The following is an 18,028-nucleotide window of genomic DNA, read 5'->3' on the forward strand; positions in this document are numbered from 1 at the left end:
GGCGTTAATATCTGCGGCATAATTGTGTGCCAATTTGCTGCAAACGGAGGATCCCCATGACAGGAAAAAGCGCAGTTGTGACGGTCGACGGAAAATCGGTGGACTTGCCGATTCGATCGGGGTCGATCGGTCCGGATGTCGTTGATATCGGCACGCTCTACAAGCAGACCGGCCAATTCACCTACGATCCCGGCTTCACCTCGACCGCGTCGTGCGAATCCAAGATCACCTATATCGACGGTGACCAGGGCGTGCTTCTGCACCGCGGCTATCCGATCGAGCAGCTGGCCGAGCACGGCGACTTCCTCGAGGTCTGCTATCTGCTTCTCTACGGCGAACTGCCGACCAAGGCGCAGAAGCTCGATTTCGACCACCGTGTTACCCATCACACGATGGTACACGAGCAGATGAGCCGCTTCTTCACCGGCTTCCGTCGCGACGCCCATCCGATGGCCGTCATGTGCGGCTGTGTCGGCGCTCTGTCAGCGTTCTATCATGACTCTACCGACATCACCGATCCGCACCAGCGCATGGTCGCTTCGCTGCGCATGATCGCCAAGATGCCGACGCTCGCCGCCATGGCCTACAAGTACCATATCGGCCAGCCCTTCGTTTATCCGAAGAACGATCTCGACTATGCGTCGAACTTCCTGCGCATGTGCTTTGCCGTCCCGTGCGAGGACTATGTCGTCAATCCGGTGCTGGCCCGCGCCATGGACCGCATCTTCATCCTGCATGCCGACCATGAGCAGAACGCCTCGACATCGACGGTGCGTCTTGCCGGCTCGTCCGGTGCCAACCCATTCGCCTGTATTGCTGCCGGCATCGCCTGCCTTTGGGGTCCCGCTCATGGCGGCGCCAACGAAGCCGCGCTCAACATGCTGGCCGAAATCGGCACGGTCGATCGCATTCCCGAATTCGTCGCCCGCGCCAAGGACAAGAACGATCCGTTCCGCCTGATGGGCTTCGGTCACCGTGTCTATAAGAATTACGACCCGCGCGCCAAGATCATGCAGAAGACGACGCATGAAGTGCTGGCGGAACTCGGCCACAAGGACGATCCGCTGCTCGAAGTGGCAATGGAACTCGAACGCATCGCGCTTACCGACAGCTACTTCATCGAGAAGAAGCTCTATCCGAACATCGACTTCTATTCCGGCATCACGCTGAAGGCGCTGGGCTTCCCCACGACCATGTTCACGGTGCTGTTCGCGCTTGCCCGCACCGTCGGCTGGATCGCCCAGTGGAACGAGATGATCGAGGATCCGGAACAGCGCATCGGACGGCCACGTCAGCTCTATATCGGCGAGCCGGAACGCGATTACCTGCCGGTTTCCAAGCGCTGAGCTTGAAGAACGCGCATTGAAAAGGCCCGGTCAGCGATGACCGGGCCTTTTGTCTTGAAGAACTGCAAGGACGATGCGGGCGGCGATCTCGCCGGGAGGATGGTCCGTCTCCATGCGCTGCCAGACCGTCCGGAAGCCGGCCAGCATGGCCTCGCGCTCCGGCGTATCCTCACTCAGCCGCTCGACCCAGCGCGCAAGTGCGCCCGGCCGGACCGCCTCGTTCAGATATTCGGGAACGACGGCGTAATCGGCGATCAGATTGGGAATGGCTGCTGTCCATATCTTGATGCGCTTGTGCATCAGGCGGATGATCCAGTCGGCCTTGTAGGTCGATACGACGGGAATGCCCGCGAGCGCCAGTTCGAGGATGACCGTGCCCGACGCAGCGATGGCTGCATCCGCCCGCGCAAAGGCGCGCCACTTGGCCTCAGTCCCTACCGTGATCTCCGGCTTAACGGCCCATGAGGCGGTGATTTGGCGGACCAACTCCTCCTGTCTCGCAACAGTCGGCAGCAGGAACCGCATCTGCGGGTGGCGGCCTTGCAGTTCCTCTGCGGTCTCGCCGAAACTGGGCAACAGGCGGCTGATCTCGCTGGCGCGCGACCCCGGCAGGAGCAGGCATGTCGCCGCGGTGAGATTTGTTCCGGCGGTGTGCTTTTCGACCTGGCGTTGCCGCACGGACAGGACATCGGCGTCGCTTGCCAGCCGATGTCCGACATAGGTGGTGGGCGGTCCGCCGAGCCGCTCCATCACCTCCGGCTCGAAGGGAAGAACGGCAAGCACATGATCGATATAGGGGCGCATCCTGACGGCGCGTTCCGGTTTCCAGGCCCAGACGCTGGGGCAGACGTAGTCGACGATCGGCAGATCCGGCAAAGCCTTGGCGACGATCCGGGCGACACGATGGGTAAAATCCGGACTGTCGATGATGACGAGGATATCGGGGCGCGCTGCAATGATGGCATTGGCCGTCTGGCGGATGCGCAGGATCAGTTTCGGCAACCTCGCCAAAACCTGTGAAATCCCCATGATGGAGAGTTCGGAATAATCAAAGAGCGATGCGAGCCCCTCGGCCTCGAGCGCTTCTCCCCCGACCCCGACCAGCGAAAGATCGCCGCCGGTGAGCGACCGCAATGCCCGGACGAGGTCCGCTCCCAGGAGGTCGCCGGAGACCTCGCCGGCAATAATCCCCAGCTTGACATTGTTCGCCGTCATGTCAGACCTTTCAGGAACTTGCGGTCGATCCCCGTCACGAAGAGACCGGTCCGATTCGCCAGCGAAACGAGGTCCGCCCGCTCCAGCACCAGCGCACGGCCCGCTTCCACGGCAATGCCCGTAAGTCCGGCTGCCTGCGCCCCGGTGATCGTGGAGGCGCCTATCGACGGCAGATCGGCGCGCAATTCCTGTTGCGGCTTGCAGAGCTTGACGAGCACCCCGCCACGGCGGGCGGATATCCGGCCCTCCGCGCGCAGGCCGGCTACGCGCGCAAGCATCGCATCCGTTCCTTCCGGTCCCTCCAGGGCAACGACCCGGCCCCCGACAGCAACGGCGCCCTGCCCGACATCCAGCTTGCCAAGCGCGACCGCAGCAGTTGCCGCGACCTCGATGTTCCTCCAGTCGTCGGCGGCGGGGATTGCCTCGCCAAGCGGGCCGGTTTCCGCCAGAAGCCCCGGAAGAACCTCCTGCACGCCAATGACGCGCGCGCCATTTGCTTCGATCAGGTCAATGGCCATCTTCAGGACCGCATCGTCGCCGCCAGAGATCAACGTCTTCAGGACGCCCGGCACCTTTGCCAGCGTCTTCAGCGTGGGCTTGATGTCGCGCCATTCCGGGCGGCGGCGCACCGCGCCCGACAGCACGACGCGGTCGATCCCCTCGGAACGGAACAAAGCACTGATCGCACGGAAATCGCCGATGCCGAGCGTCTGGTGGTCGAAATCGCTCCAGTCGAGCCCGTTTTCGTTGCTGAGCGCGATGATATAGGGGTTTTCTCCACCTTCCCGGGCTGCTTCCGCGACATGGTGGGGCAGCATGCCGCCGCCGGCGATGATGGCCAGCCTTCCGCTTTTTTCCGGCCGGCTGTCGAGGGACATGACGCTCAGCCTTTTTTACCCCGGCTCGGCGACGACAGGGCGCGATCGCTCTCGGCGGCGATGAAATCGATGATCTCGAGGGCCGGTGCGCAGCCAAGATAATCGCCACGAATGGCGGCGGCATTGACCCGCACCGAGCCCGTTCCTTCGAAAATCTGCTTGTAGGCGCGGCGGACCTCGTGGATCACCGGCTTTTCGATGCCTGCCCTTGCCATGCCGACCACATTGAGGCCGCTCAGAACGCCCGGATTGCCATTCAGCATGCCATAGGGAATGACATCATAGGCAACGGCCGAAAGCCCGCCGATAAAAGCCTGGCGGCCGATCCGGGCAAACTGGTGCACGGCCGAACCGCCGCCGAGAATGGCGCGGTCCTCGACCGTCACATGCCCCGCCAGCATTACATTGTTGGACAGGATAATATTGTTGCCGAGACGGCAATCATGCGCGACATGAGCATAGGCGAGGAAGAGATTGTTGTTGCCCACCACCGTCGCGCCGCCGTGCTCGACGGTGCCGGTGTTCATCGTCACGCCTTCGCGGATGGTGCAATTCTCGCCGATCGTGAGCACCGTATCGACGGCGCTGTGATGCACGCTCTGCGAATCTCCGCCGATGACGGCGGAGGGGAAAATCTTCGTGCCCTTGCCGACGGTGGTACGGCCAAGGACCGCCACATGGCTGATCAGCACGACATCATCCGCAAGGTTCACCTTCGGGCCGATATGGCAGAACGGTCCGATAACGACGTTCTCGCCGATCACCGCCCCTTCTTCGACGACGGAAAGCGGGTGAATCTTCGCAGTGGCGGCAATCATGTCAGGCATCTTCCTTGCTGATAATCATCGCGCCGATATCAGCTTCCGCGACGAGTTGCCCGTCAACTTTTGCATCACAGTGAAATTTCCAGATATTGCCGCGCTGCTTCTGCTTGACGACATGATATTCGACCCGGTCGCCGGGGACCACCGGCTTGCGGAAACGGGCATTGTCGATGGTCATGAAATAGACGAGGTTGCTGCCATTGCCGGTCTTGCGGGCGCAGATGGCGCCAGCGGTCTGCGCCATGCCCTCGATCAGGAGAACGCCCGGCATGATCGGCTGTTCAGGAAAATGCCCGGTGAAATGCGGCTCGTTGGCGGTCACGTTCTTGATGCCGATCGCCGAATTGTCGCCGTCGATCTCCACGATCCGATCGACCAGCAGGAACGGATAGCGATGGGGAAGCAGCTTGAGGATTTCCCGGATATCGGCTGTCCCGAGAACGGTGGTTGCTGCTTCACTCATCATTGCCTCCAGACTTTTTCTGCCTATTGTGCGCGCGCGCCGTCATTTCAGCGATATCGCGAAGGAAGTCACGCATGGGACGGGCCGGTATGCCGCCATAGCGCTCGCCTGCCGGAACATCGGCGGCGACGCCGCTCATAGCGGCGATCTGTACCCTGTCGCCGATCCTGATATGGCCGTTGACGGCGGTGGCGCCGCCGATCATGACACCATCGCCAATGACCGTACTGCCGGCGATGCCGACCTGGCTGACGATGCCGCAATGGCGCCCGATGCGCACATTGTGGCCGATCTGGACCTGGTTATCGATCTTGGTGCCTTCGCCGATGACGGTGTCGTCCATCGTGCCGCGATCGATCGTCGTATTGGCGCCGATCTCGACATTGTCCTGGATGATGACGCGGCCGATCTGGACGATCTTGATCATCCCCCCCTTCGGGCCCGGCGCATAGCCAAAGCCATCCTGGCCGATGCGCGCACCCGGGTGGATGATGACATTGTTGCCGATGAGCGAACAAAGGATGCTGGCGCCGGCAGCGATGGTGCAATCCCGGCCGATGCGCACGCCAGCGCCGATCACAGCGCCCGCACCAATCCGCGTGCCCGAACCGATCTCGGCGCCCGCACCAATCACGGCCATGGGCTCCACCTCGACATTGGGCTCAAGCCGCGCCTGCGGGTCGATCACCGCGGCCGATGAAATGCCGGTCTGCGAGAGATTGCGCGACGGACGCATCGCCTCCTCATGCAGATACATGCCCGCAAGCGCAAACGCCGTGTGCGCGTGCGATGTCAGGAGAACGGGAATATGGGACGGAATAATGGAGGCAAGCGCCTTGTCGCAGAGGATTGCCGTCGCCTGGCAGGTCTCCAGCTCGCTGCGGCTCTTGCGCGACAGCATATAGCAGAGATCGCCCTCACCGGCCCGATAGACCGGAGAGACCGACCGGACGAGCCGGTCGGCCAGATTGTCATCTGCAAGCACCGCGCCGATGCGGGCCGCCAGATCACCGAGGCGGATACCCGCATGCGGTGGGTAGAACCAGTTATGTTCCATAGCCAACTCCAGAACAGTTTTGGCAGGCAGTTCTGGACTGCAGGGATCAGAAGGCCGACGAAATACCGAATTTCAGGTTCTGAACCCGGTCGAAATCTTCCTTGGCGATCGGGAAGGCGTAATCGATCCGCAGCGGACCGAAGGGCGAAGCCCAAAGGAGGCCGAGACCAACCGAGGCACGCAGCGAGCTTCCGGTGCCGCGAACGCCATCAGCCGCCGTGACACTCACCTCGTTGCCGTAAAGCGTTCCCGCATCTGCAAACACCGCTCCACGGAAGCCGGCGTCACGTGCCACGAAGGGCAAGGGGAATGTCGCTTCGGCCGAGGCTGTGAAATAGGTCGTGCCGCCGATCGAGTCGCCGTTTTCTGCGCGTGGACCGATACCGTTGCGCTCGAAACCGCGAATATCGTTGTTGCCCAACTGGAACTGGTCGAAGACTTCCATCTCGCCGCCCGTCTTGAATACATGACCGGCACTACCGCCGATCGAGGCGATGATATCGGCATCGTCGCTGAGCGTATAATACCACTTGGCCTTTGCCGTCAGCTTGTAGAAATCGGACGTTCCGCCGAGACCGGCATATTCCTGCGTCGCCGAGGCCAGGATACCTTCATGCGGCAACTGAGCATCATCGAGCGAATTGTAGGTCAGCGTCTGAGAAATCGACGAACGGGTCCACGGTGAATCGTCGATCACGCGATCGTAGGGGCTCGACAGATCGTCGGTATCACCGTGATAATCCATCTGCGTCAGGTTGTAACGGAGCGTCGTCGAAAGCCGTTCGGTGATCGGCGCGGTAAGACGCAGACTGAAGCCACGATCTTCGTAGCTGTAATTGTCTTGGTCGAAATCGTTCTCGTTCTGGAAGACATCGAAGCCGGCGGCCAGGCGATATCCCAGGAAATAGGGTTCGGTGAAGGCAACATTATAGGTGCGGCTGTCCTCGCCACGCCCTGCGGCGAGCCGGATATACTGGCCGCGACCGAGGAAGTTCTTCTCCTCGATCGAGGCTTCCACCAGGAAGCCGCCGCCACTGCCGGCCGAATAACCTGCACCGATACCGAACGAGCCGGTGGACTGGTCCTGTACGTCGACGACGATCACGACACGGTCGGACGCACTGCCCGCCTGGGTGGAAATATTGACGGTCGAGAAATAACCCAGAGCCTCGAGGCGGCGCTTGGCCGTCGCGATCATTTCCTGGTTGAAGGCATCGCCTTCGCTCATGTCGAATTCGCGGCGAATGACGTAGTCGCGCGTGCGGGTATTTCCGCGGATTTCGATGCGCTCGATATAGGCACGCTCGCCCTGATCGACGAGATAATCGACGGCGATCGTGCGGTTGCCGAAATCACGGTTGCCGCGCGGCGTCACGCGGGCAAAGGGATAGCCCTGGGCCGCGACACGCTTGGAAATCGCCGAAATGCTTTCCTGGACATCCTTGGCCTTGTAGATCGAGCCTTCGGAGGTCTGCACCAGAGCCTTCAGCTCCTCGGCATCAACGCCTTCGACGGTCGATTCGACGCCAACCGGTCCGAAGTCGTAGCGCTCGCCCTCCTCGACGGTGATCGTCACCGTATATTCGTTGGAGGTCTCGTCGAGGATCGCATCGGAGGAGACGACACGGAAATCGGCATAACCGCGATTGTAGTAGAACTGGCGCAGCAGTTCCTCGTCGGCACGCAGCTTGTCTGGATTGTAGACGTCCTTGCGGTTCAGGAATGAGAAGATACCCGATTCCTTGGTGGCGATCACGGACTGGAGCCGGCCGTCGCCATAGGCATTGTTACCCACGAAATTGATCTGGGTGATCTTGGTGCGATCGCCCTCATTGATGACGAAGGCCAGGTTGACACGCCCTTCGGCGATCGGAACCACCTGCGTCGTGACCGTGACATCTTCGCGACCGGCGGCCGAATAGGCGTCCTTGATGGCCTGGATATCGTATTCAACGGTGGCTTCGCTATACGGACCAAGCGAGCGCGTGCGCACCACGGACTGCAGCTTGTCGTCCTTGATCTTGCGGTTGCCGTTGAAAACGACCTGGTTGATCAGCTGGTTCTCGGCAACGGAGACGACGAGCGTTCCGCCGGACACGCTAATGCTGACATCGGAGAAATAGCCGGTGGAATAGAGGCGCTTTACGGAAGCGTCGATCTCTGCATTGCTGAAGCTCTTGCCGGGAACGATGGTGATGTTGGCGCGGACGGTTTCAGGGCTGACGCGCGTGGCACCACGAACTTCGACACGGCTGATGGTGGCAGCCTCTGCGACAGAGGCACTTGCAAGCGTTACAATGCCGCTCCCCGTTGCAACCATGCTGGCAGACAGCGCAACCGCCGACACCGCGTTCAAAAACTTTGAACCAGCTTTCATAAATCTTACCTTCTTCCCAATGCCCCGCAGCGAACTCGTACCGACTCCGGTCACGGCTGCCGTTTTAACCGCTTTTCACATACAAGCAAGCCAGCACGTTAATTTCTGTTTACTTCAATTGAAACCGTGTCCTAACAGTCACTACGGAATTGCTTTATCGTAAACAATTCCTTTCGATCAACCCTTTGAAATATCAACAGGGAGGATCGCCTCAACTTAGGCAGCGCCCACCGGGGCACACCTGAAACTAGCCCAGGAGCAGACTTATATCGTTCCAGGTGGCAAAGACCATCAGCATCAGGATCATCGCAAAACCGATGCGGAAGGCAATGTCCTGCGTGCCTGGTCCAACCGGTTTTCCGCGGACCGCTTCCACCGCATAAAACATCAGATGGCCACCATCAAGCACAGGAACCGGCATCAGGTTGAGAAGCCCGATGGAAACCGAAAGAACCGCGGCCAGTTGCAGAACGGCAGCAACGCCGATGGTCGCCATCTGACCGGAGGCCTGGGCGACGCGGATCGGCCCGCCGAGCTGGTCCGCCTTCATTCGGCCTGTGACGAGATTGGCGAGATAATCGAATGTACCGGTGACGATATGCCAGCTCTCGATCGCACCCTGCCCCACCGCCTCCAAAGGACCGAAGGTCTTGACGCGGAAGTTCCCGGACTCCTGGTTGGTCAGGATACCGATGATGCCGAGTTCCATCTTGTTGCCGAACTGGTCGGTGATCTCGGTGCGCTGGGGCACCATCGTCAGGTCGAGCAATTGTTCGTCGCGCTTGACCTGGATGGTGATCGGCATTTCCGGGCGAACGCTGACATAACGGCGCACATCGTCGAAGGTGGTGACCGCATTGCCGTCGATGGAGACCAGCAGGTCTCCCGGCTTGACGCCGGCGCTGGCGGCCGCGCTGTTTTCCTTGACCTCGGACACGACCGGATCGGCCACCGGCTTGCCATAGATCGAAAACAGCACCGCGAAGATCGCGATCGCCAGGAGGAAATTGGCGATCGGGCCGGCAGCCACGGTCGCGGCGCGCTTCCACAATTTGGCGCCAAGGAAAGTCCGGTCGCGCTCGGCCTCCGAATAGCTCGCCAGCCGCTCATAGTCCGGCGTGCTCGCAGCATCCTCGTCACCGAAGAATTTGACATAGCCGCCGAGCGGGATGGCGCAAATCTTCCAGCGCGTCCCCTGCCTGTCGGTATAGCCGACAAGTTCCGGCCCGAAGCCGACGGCAAAAGTGAGGATGCGGATGCCCGACCAGCGGCCGATCAGGTAGTGGCCCATCTCGTGCACGAAGACGAGTAGCGTCAGCACCAGCAGGAACGGCACGATATAGCCGAGAATCAGTTGAAGCATATCGGCCAGTTGAGCCATGTCGTCCTCGATCGGTATGCCAAGGCTCAAGGCCTCAGCAGGATTGCCCCCATGGGCAGTTCCGGCCCGCCAACGGACAGAACCTGCACCAAGGATATCAGAAGCGCGGCAAAGCAGGCAAAAACAAGTCCGTCAACCCGGTCCATGACGCCGCCATGCCCGGGAATGAGCTTGCTCGAATCCTTCACGCCGAAGCGGCGCTTGATATAGGATTCGAAGAGATCGCCGAGCTGGCTTGCAATGGAAAGCGCAAGCGCAAGCACGGCAATGCGTGCCTCGTCGAGCGAAAAATAGCTGAGATAGACCGCAACGCCGGCAACGACGCCGGAAATGGCGCCGCCAATCGCGCCCGACCAGGTTTTTCCCGGCGAAATAGCCGGTGCCAGTTTCGGCCCACCGATTGCCCTGCCGGTGAAATAGGCAAGGATATCCGTTGCCCAGACGACGGCGAAGATGAAGATCATTGCTACCAGACCGATATCGCTGTCGCCGCGGATCGCCGAAAGCGAAATGCCGGTCAGGCCTGCATAGACGATGCCGCCCGGCAGCCACCATGTGCCACCGCGCAGCAAGACCCATATACCCGCCGCGACGGCAAAGCCGGCAAGCGCCAGCAAGGTCATATCAGCGCCATCGAACAGGATCAGCGCGGCGATCACCACTTGCGCAAGCCAGCCGAAGGCATTGCCCTGAAAATCGCGCTCGGCAAGCCGAGTGATGGTCGACCATTCGTGGTAGACAAGCAGGGCAATCGCCACCGAGAGCAACTGGAACAATGTGCCGCCCATCCAGGTGGCGCCGAGCGTGACGGCTGCCAGGACGATCCCGGAGACGATACGGAGTTGCAATTCCTTCTGCATCACGAACCGACCGCCAGCGTCTGCGGCACGAGACCGCCGAAACGACGCTCCCGCCCGGCATAGGTTTTCAGCGCCGTCAGGAAGACGTCGCGGTTGAAATCGGGCCAGAGTTCGGGAACGAACAGCAATTCAGAATAGGCCGCCTGCCACAGGAGGAAATTCGACAACCGCTCCTCGCCGCTGGTGCGCAGCACGAGATCGGGATCGGGGATCCCGGCGGTATCGAGCCTGCCGGCGATGCGCTCCGGCGTAATCTGCTCGGCCGACAACCGCCCCTGCGCGACGTCGAGCGCCAGCGACTGCATGGCACGGGTCATCTCGTCGCGCGATCCGTAGTTGAAGGCAATGACGAGTGTGATGCCGGTATTACCGCGCGTCGTATCCTCGGCCTCGAGCAGCAGCGGCAGGATGTCGCCGCGAAGATTGGCCCTGTCGCCGATCACCCGGATGCGGACGTTCTGGTGGTGAAGGTCGGCGAGATCGCGCCGGATGAAGGCCTTGAGCAGGCCCATCAGGTCGGAGACCTCGGCCTCCGGCCGGCGCCAGTTTTCCGAGGAAAAGGCAAAGAGCGTCAGGTAGCGGATCCCCACCTCGCCGGCAGTGCGAACCGCCTCGCGAACGGCCTCGACCCCCTTGCGATGGCCCATCGTGCGCGGAAGTCCGCGCAGATTCGCCCAGCGGCCGTTACCATCCATGATGATGGCCACGTGCGTGGGAACATTTCTAGGCAAGGGATTCGACATCAACGGCCCGACAAACAGAGATTCGCAAGCAGACTAGACCTGCATGATTTCCTTTTCCTTCTCGCCGAGCAAGCGGTCGATGTCGGAAATCATATCGTCGGTGATCTTCTGGACCTTTTCCGACTGGCCACGGCTTACATCCTGGCCGATGTCGCCATCCTTTTCGGCTTTTTTCAGGCTGTCCATGCCGTCGCGACGAACATTGCGCACGGCGATCTTTGCCTTTTCGGCATAGTCATGCGCCACCTTCACCAGAGACCGGCGGCGCTCTTCGTTCAATTCCGGCAGCGGAATGCGCAGGTTCTGACCATCGACGATCGGATTGAGGCCGAGATTGGACTCGCGGATCGCCCGGTCGACCGCATTCACCATCGACTTGTCCCAGATCGACACCCCGAGCATGCGCGCTTCCGGCACGGTGATATTGGCCACCTGGTTCAACGGCACGCGCGAACCATAGGCCTCGACCATCACCGGATCGAGAACATTGGCCGAGGCGCGCCCCGTGCGCAGCGATGCGATATCGCTTTTGAACGCAGTAATCGCGCCGTCCATGCGGCGCTTCAGGTCATTCAGGTCAATACCTTCACTCATGGATCAAACTCCCGTTCTCGCGGCGGCCCTGCGGCCGCCCTGGACTGCTCAATTGTCGGTTACGATCGTCGCCCGGCCACCGCCGGTCAGAATTTCCGCGAAACCGCCCTTCTCGTGGATCGAGAAGACGATAATCGGGATACTGTTTTCGCGTGCCAGCGCCACGGCGGCGACATCCATTACCGCCAGGCCCTGCTTGAGAACCTCGCTGTGGGTCAGCCGGTCGAAACGCACGGCATTCGGATCCTTCTTCGGATCGGCGGTATAGATGCCATCGACTTGCGTTCCCTTGAAGATCGCCTCGGCGCCCATTTCCGCGGCCCGAAGTGCCGCCGCCGAATCCGTGGTGAAGAACGGATTGCCGGTGCCGCCGGCAAAGATCACCACGCGGCCGAGCGAGAGGTGGTAGAGCGTCGCGCGCTGCGAAAAGCTCTCGCAGATCTCCGGCATGGCGATGGCCGAAAGAACGACCGTATCGACGTCCAGCTTGCGCAACGAAGTCGCCAGCGCCAACGCGTTGATGATGGTCGCCAGCATGCCCATGTGATCGCCGGTCACCCGGTCGCCCCCCTTGGAGGCCACCGCCACGCCGCGGAAGATGTTACCACCGCCGACGACGACCCCGACCTCCACGCCCATGGCGCGCGCTTCGGCAATGTCGGAAGCAATCCGGTCGGCGACGGCAACGTCGATGCCAAAACCCTGGTTTCCCATGAGAGCTTCGCCGGAGGCCTTCAAAAGCACGCGTTTATAAAGGGGGGTGGCCGGCATCGTCGCTCCTGTCCAAGGGCACCCGGCAGGGTGCGAAAACTATCCGTCACCTCTGCGCGGCCGACATCGTTCCGGTGATCCGGAAAGGAGCCTGCGTCAAATGCGGTGACGATGCCGGATACACGAAGGGCACCGCGTTGTCACGCGATGCCCCATGGTTTTCCAAATCAGGATGAAAAAATCAACCCTTGGCGACAGCGGCCACTTCGGCTGCGAAGTCGCTCTCTTCCTTCTCGACGCCTTCGCCGAGCAGGAGGCGGGCCATGCCGGTCACCTCGATCGGCGCGCCGACAGTCTTTTCGGCTTCCTTGACGGCCGCTTCGACGGTGAGGTCCGGGTTCATCACGAAAGCCTGCGACAGAAGTGCGACTTCCTCGAAGAACTTGCGCATACGGCCTTCGACCATCTTCTCGATGATGTTGTCCGGCTTGCCGGAGGCGCGGGACTGTTCGATGAAGATGTTGCGTTCGCGCTCGGCGACGGTGGCATCGACTTCGGTCGAACGGATTGCCAGCGGGTTGGTCGCGGCAATATGCATGGCGACCTGGCGGCCGATCGCGTTCAGGGCTTCCTTGTCGCCGGTCGACTTCAGGGCGACGAGAACGCCGAGCTTGCCGAGGCCGTCGGCAACCGAGTTGTGGATGTAGGTGGCGACCACGCCGTCCTCGACGGAGAGAAGGGCTGCGCGACGAAGCGACATGTTCTCGCCGATGGTGGCGATCGCATCGGTGACCGTGTCGGAGACCGACTTGCCGGTGGCCGGATAGTTAGCTGCGCCGATTGCTTCCACGGTGCCATCGGTATCGACGGCGACGGCAGCGACGCCGCGCACGAGATCCTGGAAGGCGTCGTTGCGGGCGACGAAGTCGGTTTCCGAGTTAAGCTCGATGACGACGGCTTTGGTGCCCTTGGCTGCGATCCCGATCAGACCTTCGGCGGCGGCACGGCCGGACTTCTTGTCGGCCTTGGCAATGCCCTTGGCGCGCAGCCAGTCGATCGCCGCTTCCATGTCGCCATTGGTTTCGCCGAGTGCCTTCTTGCAATCCATCATGCCTGCGCCGGTCTTTTCGCGCAGTTCCTTCACCATTGCTGCAGTAACGCTCATCTTTTTTGCCTCTTCGTTTGTTCGGCTGGTGCGCTGCCAGAAAGCCGGCGCGATACCAGGAGGATGTGGCAGGGCATGACCCCTGAATGTGACGCCGCGATGAAATGTTCCATCCCGGCGATGCGCATCGTAACGACCGCCGCTTGAGGTCGACCGGATGCAAAAGAACAAGGCCGTTCACATTTTCAGTCGTAAACGGCCTCGTCCTGATTATATCGAGTGGAGCGGCGGGCAGGCCCGCCGTCCGGCCTTATCAGGCTTCGGCAGCGACTTCTTCGAGAGCCGGCTCAAGCGGCAGGTCGGAAGCGGCGCCGAGATCGCGGCCCGACGAGCTCTGCTGACGGGCGATGCCGTCGAGCGCTGCGCGCGAAACCAGGTCGCAATAGAGCGAGATGGCGCGGGACGCATCGTCGTTGCCGGGGATCGGGAAGTCGATCTGGTCCGGATCGCAGTTCGAATCGATGATCGCCACGACCGGGATGCCGAGACGCTTGGCTTCTTCGATCGCAATCGATTCCTTGTTGGTATCGATGATGAACATCAGGTCCGGCACGCCGCCCATGTCACGGATACCGCCGAGAGCGCGGTTGAGCTTTTCGCGTTCGCGCTCGAGGTTCAGGCGTTCCTTCTTAGAATAGCCGGAGCCTTCCGAAGCGAGGATTTCGTCGAGCTTGCGCAGGCGCTGGATCGAGTTCGAAATCGTCTTCCAGTTGGTCATCATGCCGCCGAGCCAGCGGGCATTGACGTAATACTGAGCCGAACGCTTGGCAGCATCGGCGATGATTTCGGACGCCTGGCGCTTGGTGCCGACGAACAGAACGCGGCCGCCCTTGGCAACCGTGTCGCTGACGACCTGAAGGGCGCGCGACAGAAGCGGAACGGTCTGTGCGAGATCGATGATGTGAACGTTGGAACGATCGCCGAAGATATACGGCTTCATTTTCGGGTTCCAGCGATGGGTCTGGTGACCGAAGTGAACACCAGCTTCCAGCAGCTGGCGCATGCTAAAATCAGGCAATGCCATGCCTTTTCTCCTTTTCCGGTTGAACCTCCGCAAGGCAAACAGCACTTTCTTCGAAAGTGCCACCGGGTGGAACTGCCGGATTTCTCCCGGACGGCCCCAAACCTTACGTGTGGAATGCGCTGCCCATACCCCCTGCCGCCCGATAAATCAAGGGCAGGAAGGCGAAATACCGGGAGGTGGCGGAAAGAGCGTTACTTGCAGTCGCCCTGCTGGAACATTTCGAGGTCGGCCAGCTTGCCGCTCAGGACGAAATCGCCGTAGTCCATCGTCAGGTCGCGGGTGATGCCGTTTTCATAGAGCTTGAACTCCATGCGGTAGATCGGCACGGCGTCGCCTGTCGCCTCGTCGTTGAAATAGGAGATCGTCACTGGCCAGTAGGGTTTTGCCGCCATGGTGCCGGCCTTGCCGGCATCGGCATCGTCGGCAGCCGGCTTCTGCAACTTGGCGACCAGGGTCGTGGTGATCAGCGTCTTGTCGCCCGAATCGGAGCCGTCGAAGATACGCGATTCGAACAGCCTTTCGCCCTTCTTCGCCCGCTCGATCACTTCGAGCATATGCTCGGTCGGAAACAGGCTCTGGGCGAGATCGATCTGTTTCTTGTCCGGCGAGGTCAGGTCGACGGTGACGCCGGCCTTCGCCTCATGGGCCGAGCCGCGCACTTCCTTGTCCAGCTTCTCGTCGGTGAATGACCGCGTCAGGAAACGGAAATTGCCGGTCTTCAGGTCTTCGTATGTGGTCGTCTGCTGATCGGTCAGCTTGATCTCGTCGCCGGTATCGACCTTGGTGACGAAGCGGAAACTGACGGTATAACCCTCGCAGGCCGAGCCGTTGAATTCATAGACCATGCGCCCGTACATTCCGGAAATTCCCGACCGCTCTGAGGCATCCCTCAATTCGAGATCGTAGACCGCGCGGTGCGGCACCAGGATGCTGGCCGATGCAGCGGAAACGCCGCCGGCAGGCAGGCTCGAAAAACACAGCCCCGCCAGAATGGCATGGGCAAAGCCTGAACGAAACATCCGTTTCCTCCTGTTGGACTCGCCACCAATGCTATAAGAACACATCCGGCGAAAGCGAGGCATAGATGAGCGCGGAGCGGCATATGACCACTTCATGATTCATGCTTTGCATGCAGCATTTGGTGAGAAAACACAATAATGACCGGAGATATCATGTCCGCAGAGATCGAAGCACGCATCAAGGAAATGGGAATCACCCTGCCGCAGGCAGCCGCTCCCGCAGCCAATTATGTCCCCTTCGTCATCAGCGGGGTGCATCTTTATGTGTCCGGGCAATTGCCGATGGAGAACGGCAAGATCGCCATCACCGGCCATCTCGGCGATGGCGTCGATGTGGCCACGGGCCAGCGCGCCGCGGAACTCTGCGCCATCAACATTCTCGCCCAGGCAAAGGCGGCGCTCGGCGGCGATCTCTCGCGCATCCGCCGCATCGTCAAGCTCAACGGCTTCATCGCCTCGGCGCCGAGCTTCATCGAACAGCATCTCGTCATGAACGGCGCTTCCAACCTGATCGCCAAGGTTCTGGGCGACGCTGGCATCCATGCCCGGGCCGCCGTCGGAATGGCCTCCCTGCCCTTCAATGCCGCCGTCGAAGTCGACGCGGTGATCGAAATCGCATAACGGAACCGTATCATGAAAGACTTGTCCTGGCTGACGGCACAGCCGATCGCCCATCGCGGCTACCATGACACCGGCCTCGGCATCTGGGAAAACACCCTCTCGGCCTTTTCCCGGGCAGTCGAGCACGGCTTCGCGATCGAATGCGACCTGCAATATACCGCCGACAGCGTGCCGGTGGTCTTTCATGATGACGACATGCAGCGGCTCTGCGGCATCAAGGGCGATATCCGCGCCAATACGGCCGGCGAACTCGGCCTTGTCGCCGTCGGCGGCACCGCCGACAAGGTGCCGACGCTCGGCCAGCTTCTGAGGCTGGTCAAGGGCCGCGTGCCGCTGGTCCTGGAATTGAAGGGCCGCAAGGGCGATGACGACGGCTTTGCCGATGCGGTGGTGGAGACGCTGGAAAACTACGACGGTCCCGTTGCCCTGATGAGCTTCGACCACTGGCTCCTCAAGGACCTGAAGGCGCTCGACCCGCCCTACCCGATCGGCCTGACGGCGGAGGGCAACCGGCCGGAGAACTTCGAGACGCACGAGCAGGCGATGCAGCTTGGCCTCGATTTCATCTCCTATTTCTACGGCCATCTGCCAAATCCGTTCATCGACCGGCAGAGGGCGCTCGGCCGGCCGGTGATCACCTGGACCGTCCGCGACCAGGCCGCGGTCGATCACACGTTCAGCCATGCAGATCAGATGACCTTCGAGGGTTTTGATCCGAAGGAAAGGCTTATCGCTTAGAGAATGACAGGCGAGGTCAAAATCCGTATCGAAACGTCCTTCCGGGATATTTCGAAGGAACACTGGGGCCGCTTGGGCGGGACTGCCAAGGGCCAGTCCGGCGGGCTCTACAATCCCTTCATTTCGCATGCTTATCTGTCGGCGTTGGAGGAATCCGGTTCGGCAACCGCCGAGACGGGCTGGCTCGGCCAGCATCTCCTGATGGAGGACGGTGACGGCGGTCTTGCCGGCGGGCTTATCTCCTACCTGAAGAACCACAGCCAGGGTGAATATGTCTTCGACCATGGCTGGGCCGACGCGCTCGAGCGTGCCGGTGGCAACTATTACCCGAAGCTGCAGTCTTCCGTGCCCGTCACGCCGGCGACCGGGCCAAGATTGCTGAGTGCCATCGGGGCCGATCAAACCATGGTCCGCCATTCGCTCGCCGCCGGTCTCCAGGAACTGGCGCGGCGTCATGGCGTATCATCGGCGCATGTGACCTTCCTGCCGGAAGACGAAATTGCGACCTTCGAACAGGCCGGCTTCCTGCACCGGACCGACCAGCAGTTTCATTTTCTGAACCGCGGCTATGGCTCGCATGACGATTTCCTCGAGACTTTGGCCTCGCGCAAGCGCAAGGCGCTGAAGAAGGAACGCCGGGCGGCCCTCGAAAACGGCATCGACATAGACTGGCTGACGGGCAAGGACCTGACGGAAAACATCTGGGACCAGTTCTTTGCCTTCTACATGGATACTGGCAGCCGCAAATGGGGCCGGCCCTACCTCACCCGCGCCTTCTATTCGCTGATCGGCGAGCGCATGGCCGACGATATCCTGCTGGTCATGGCCAGGCGAAATGGGCGCTATATCGCCGGCGCGATCAATTTCATCGGCAGCGACGCGCTCTACGGCCGCCACTGGGGCGCGATCGAGGATCACCCCTTCCTGCATTTCGAAGTCTGCTACCATCAGGCCGTGGATTTCGCTATTGCCAAGGGGTTGGACCGCGTGGAAGCCGGCGCGCAGGGCGAAC

The 18,028-nt window shown here is 61.2% G+C and carries 18 protein-coding genes; 4 read left to right on the forward strand and 14 right to left on the reverse strand.

Annotated features, from left to right (window positions below; all coding sequences use genetic code 11):
- Positions 1-56: 56 nt before the first annotated feature.
- The gene (gene gltA, locus VL202_RS15945; protein WP_325465079.1) at positions 57-1,346 is read left to right on the forward strand and encodes a citrate synthase; all 1,290 of its coding nucleotides are present in this window, start codon (positions 57-59) and stop codon (positions 1,344-1,346) included.
- A gap of 30 nt (positions 1,347-1,376) precedes the next feature.
- On the opposite strand, the gene lpxB is transcribed toward gltA, so the two are convergent.
- From lpxB to VL202_RS16015, 14 genes are all read right to left on the reverse strand, one after another.
- Entirely contained in the window at positions 1,377-2,561 is a 1,185-nt protein-coding gene (lpxB, locus tag VL202_RS15950; protein ID WP_325465080.1) for a lipid-A-disaccharide synthase, read from the reverse strand.
- Complete coding sequence (locus VL202_RS15955) at positions 2,558-3,439, reverse strand: LpxI family protein (protein WP_056335391.1); 882 nt, start codon at positions 3,437-3,439, stop codon at positions 2,558-2,560. Before VL202_RS15955 ends, lpxB begins: the two co-directional genes overlap by 4 nt.
- A 5-nt stretch (positions 3,440-3,444) precedes the next feature.
- A complete protein-coding gene (gene lpxA / locus VL202_RS15960) occupies positions 3,445-4,257 on the reverse strand; it encodes an acyl-ACP--UDP-N-acetylglucosamine O-acyltransferase (protein WP_325465081.1) in 813 nt (270 codons plus the stop codon).
- Between the two features lies 1 nt (position 4,258).
- The gene (gene fabZ / locus VL202_RS15965; RefSeq protein WP_325465082.1) at positions 4,259-4,726 is read right to left on the reverse strand and encodes a 3-hydroxyacyl-ACP dehydratase FabZ; all 468 of its coding nucleotides are present in this window, start codon (positions 4,724-4,726) and stop codon (positions 4,259-4,261) included.
- Positions 4,719-5,783 (reverse strand): UDP-3-O-(3-hydroxymyristoyl)glucosamine N-acyltransferase, encoded by a 1,065-nt coding sequence (gene lpxD / locus VL202_RS15970; RefSeq protein ID WP_325465083.1) that lies wholly within the window; start codon positions 5,781-5,783, stop codon positions 4,719-4,721. The genes fabZ and lpxD overlap by 8 nt, the downstream gene beginning before the upstream one ends.
- 46 nt (positions 5,784-5,829) lie before the next feature.
- Positions 5,830-8,160, reverse strand: coding sequence for an outer membrane protein assembly factor BamA (bamA, locus tag VL202_RS15975; protein ID WP_325465084.1), 2,331 nt, complete (start codon positions 8,158-8,160; stop codon positions 5,830-5,832).
- Between the two features lie 247 nt (positions 8,161-8,407).
- Positions 8,408-9,541 (reverse strand): RIP metalloprotease RseP, encoded by a 1,134-nt coding sequence (gene rseP, locus VL202_RS15980; protein ID WP_056335406.1) that lies wholly within the window; start codon positions 9,539-9,541, stop codon positions 8,408-8,410.
- 26 nt (positions 9,542-9,567) lie between these two features.
- Positions 9,568-10,401: a phosphatidate cytidylyltransferase gene (locus VL202_RS15985; protein WP_056335409.1), complete on the reverse strand. Its 834-nt coding sequence runs from the start codon at positions 10,399-10,401 to the stop codon at positions 9,568-9,570.
- Entirely contained in the window at positions 10,401-11,144 is a 744-nt protein-coding gene (locus tag VL202_RS15990) for an isoprenyl transferase (RefSeq protein WP_056335412.1), read from the reverse strand. The genes VL202_RS15985 and VL202_RS15990 overlap by 1 nt, the downstream gene beginning before the upstream one ends.
- A 33-nt stretch (positions 11,145-11,177) precedes the next feature.
- Complete coding sequence (frr, locus tag VL202_RS15995; protein ID WP_056335414.1) at positions 11,178-11,738, reverse strand: ribosome recycling factor; 561 nt, start codon at positions 11,736-11,738, stop codon at positions 11,178-11,180.
- A gap of 48 nt (positions 11,739-11,786) precedes the next feature.
- The gene (gene pyrH / locus VL202_RS16000) at positions 11,787-12,509 is read right to left on the reverse strand and encodes a UMP kinase (RefSeq protein WP_056335417.1); all 723 of its coding nucleotides are present in this window, start codon (positions 12,507-12,509) and stop codon (positions 11,787-11,789) included.
- Between the two features lie 181 nt (positions 12,510-12,690).
- Positions 12,691-13,614 carry a translation elongation factor Ts gene (gene tsf, locus VL202_RS16005; RefSeq protein WP_056335418.1) on the reverse strand — a complete coding sequence of 308 codons (924 nt, stop codon included), beginning with the start codon at positions 13,612-13,614 and terminating at the stop codon, positions 12,691-12,693.
- Between the two features lie 253 nt (positions 13,615-13,867).
- Entirely contained in the window at positions 13,868-14,638 is a 771-nt protein-coding gene (gene rpsB / locus VL202_RS16010; RefSeq protein ID WP_056335423.1) for a 30S ribosomal protein S2, read from the reverse strand.
- A 191-nt stretch (positions 14,639-14,829) separates the two neighbouring features.
- On the reverse strand, positions 14,830-15,657 hold the full coding sequence (locus tag VL202_RS16015; RefSeq protein WP_056335425.1) for a cell envelope integrity EipB family protein: 828 nt from the start codon (positions 15,655-15,657) through the stop codon (positions 14,830-14,832).
- 153 nt (positions 15,658-15,810) lie between these two features.
- On the opposite strand from VL202_RS16015, the gene VL202_RS16020 reads away from it, so the two are divergent.
- The 3 genes from VL202_RS16020 to VL202_RS16030 all read left to right on the forward strand — a co-directional run.
- On the forward strand, positions 15,811-16,278 hold the full coding sequence (locus VL202_RS16020) for a RidA family protein (protein ID WP_056335850.1): 468 nt from the start codon (positions 15,811-15,813) through the stop codon (positions 16,276-16,278).
- 12 nt (positions 16,279-16,290) lie between these two features.
- A complete protein-coding gene (locus VL202_RS16025; protein ID WP_325465085.1) occupies positions 16,291-17,016 on the forward strand; it encodes a glycerophosphodiester phosphodiesterase in 726 nt (241 codons plus the stop codon).
- A gap of 3 nt (positions 17,017-17,019) precedes the next feature.
- Positions 17,020-18,028: GNAT family N-acetyltransferase (locus VL202_RS16030; RefSeq protein WP_325465086.1), on the forward strand; the 1,009-nt coding region annotated here is incomplete at its 3' end.

The organism is Pararhizobium sp. (assembly GCF_035497515.1).
Classification (GTDB): Bacteria; Pseudomonadota; Alphaproteobacteria; order Rhizobiales; family Rhizobiaceae; genus Pararhizobium.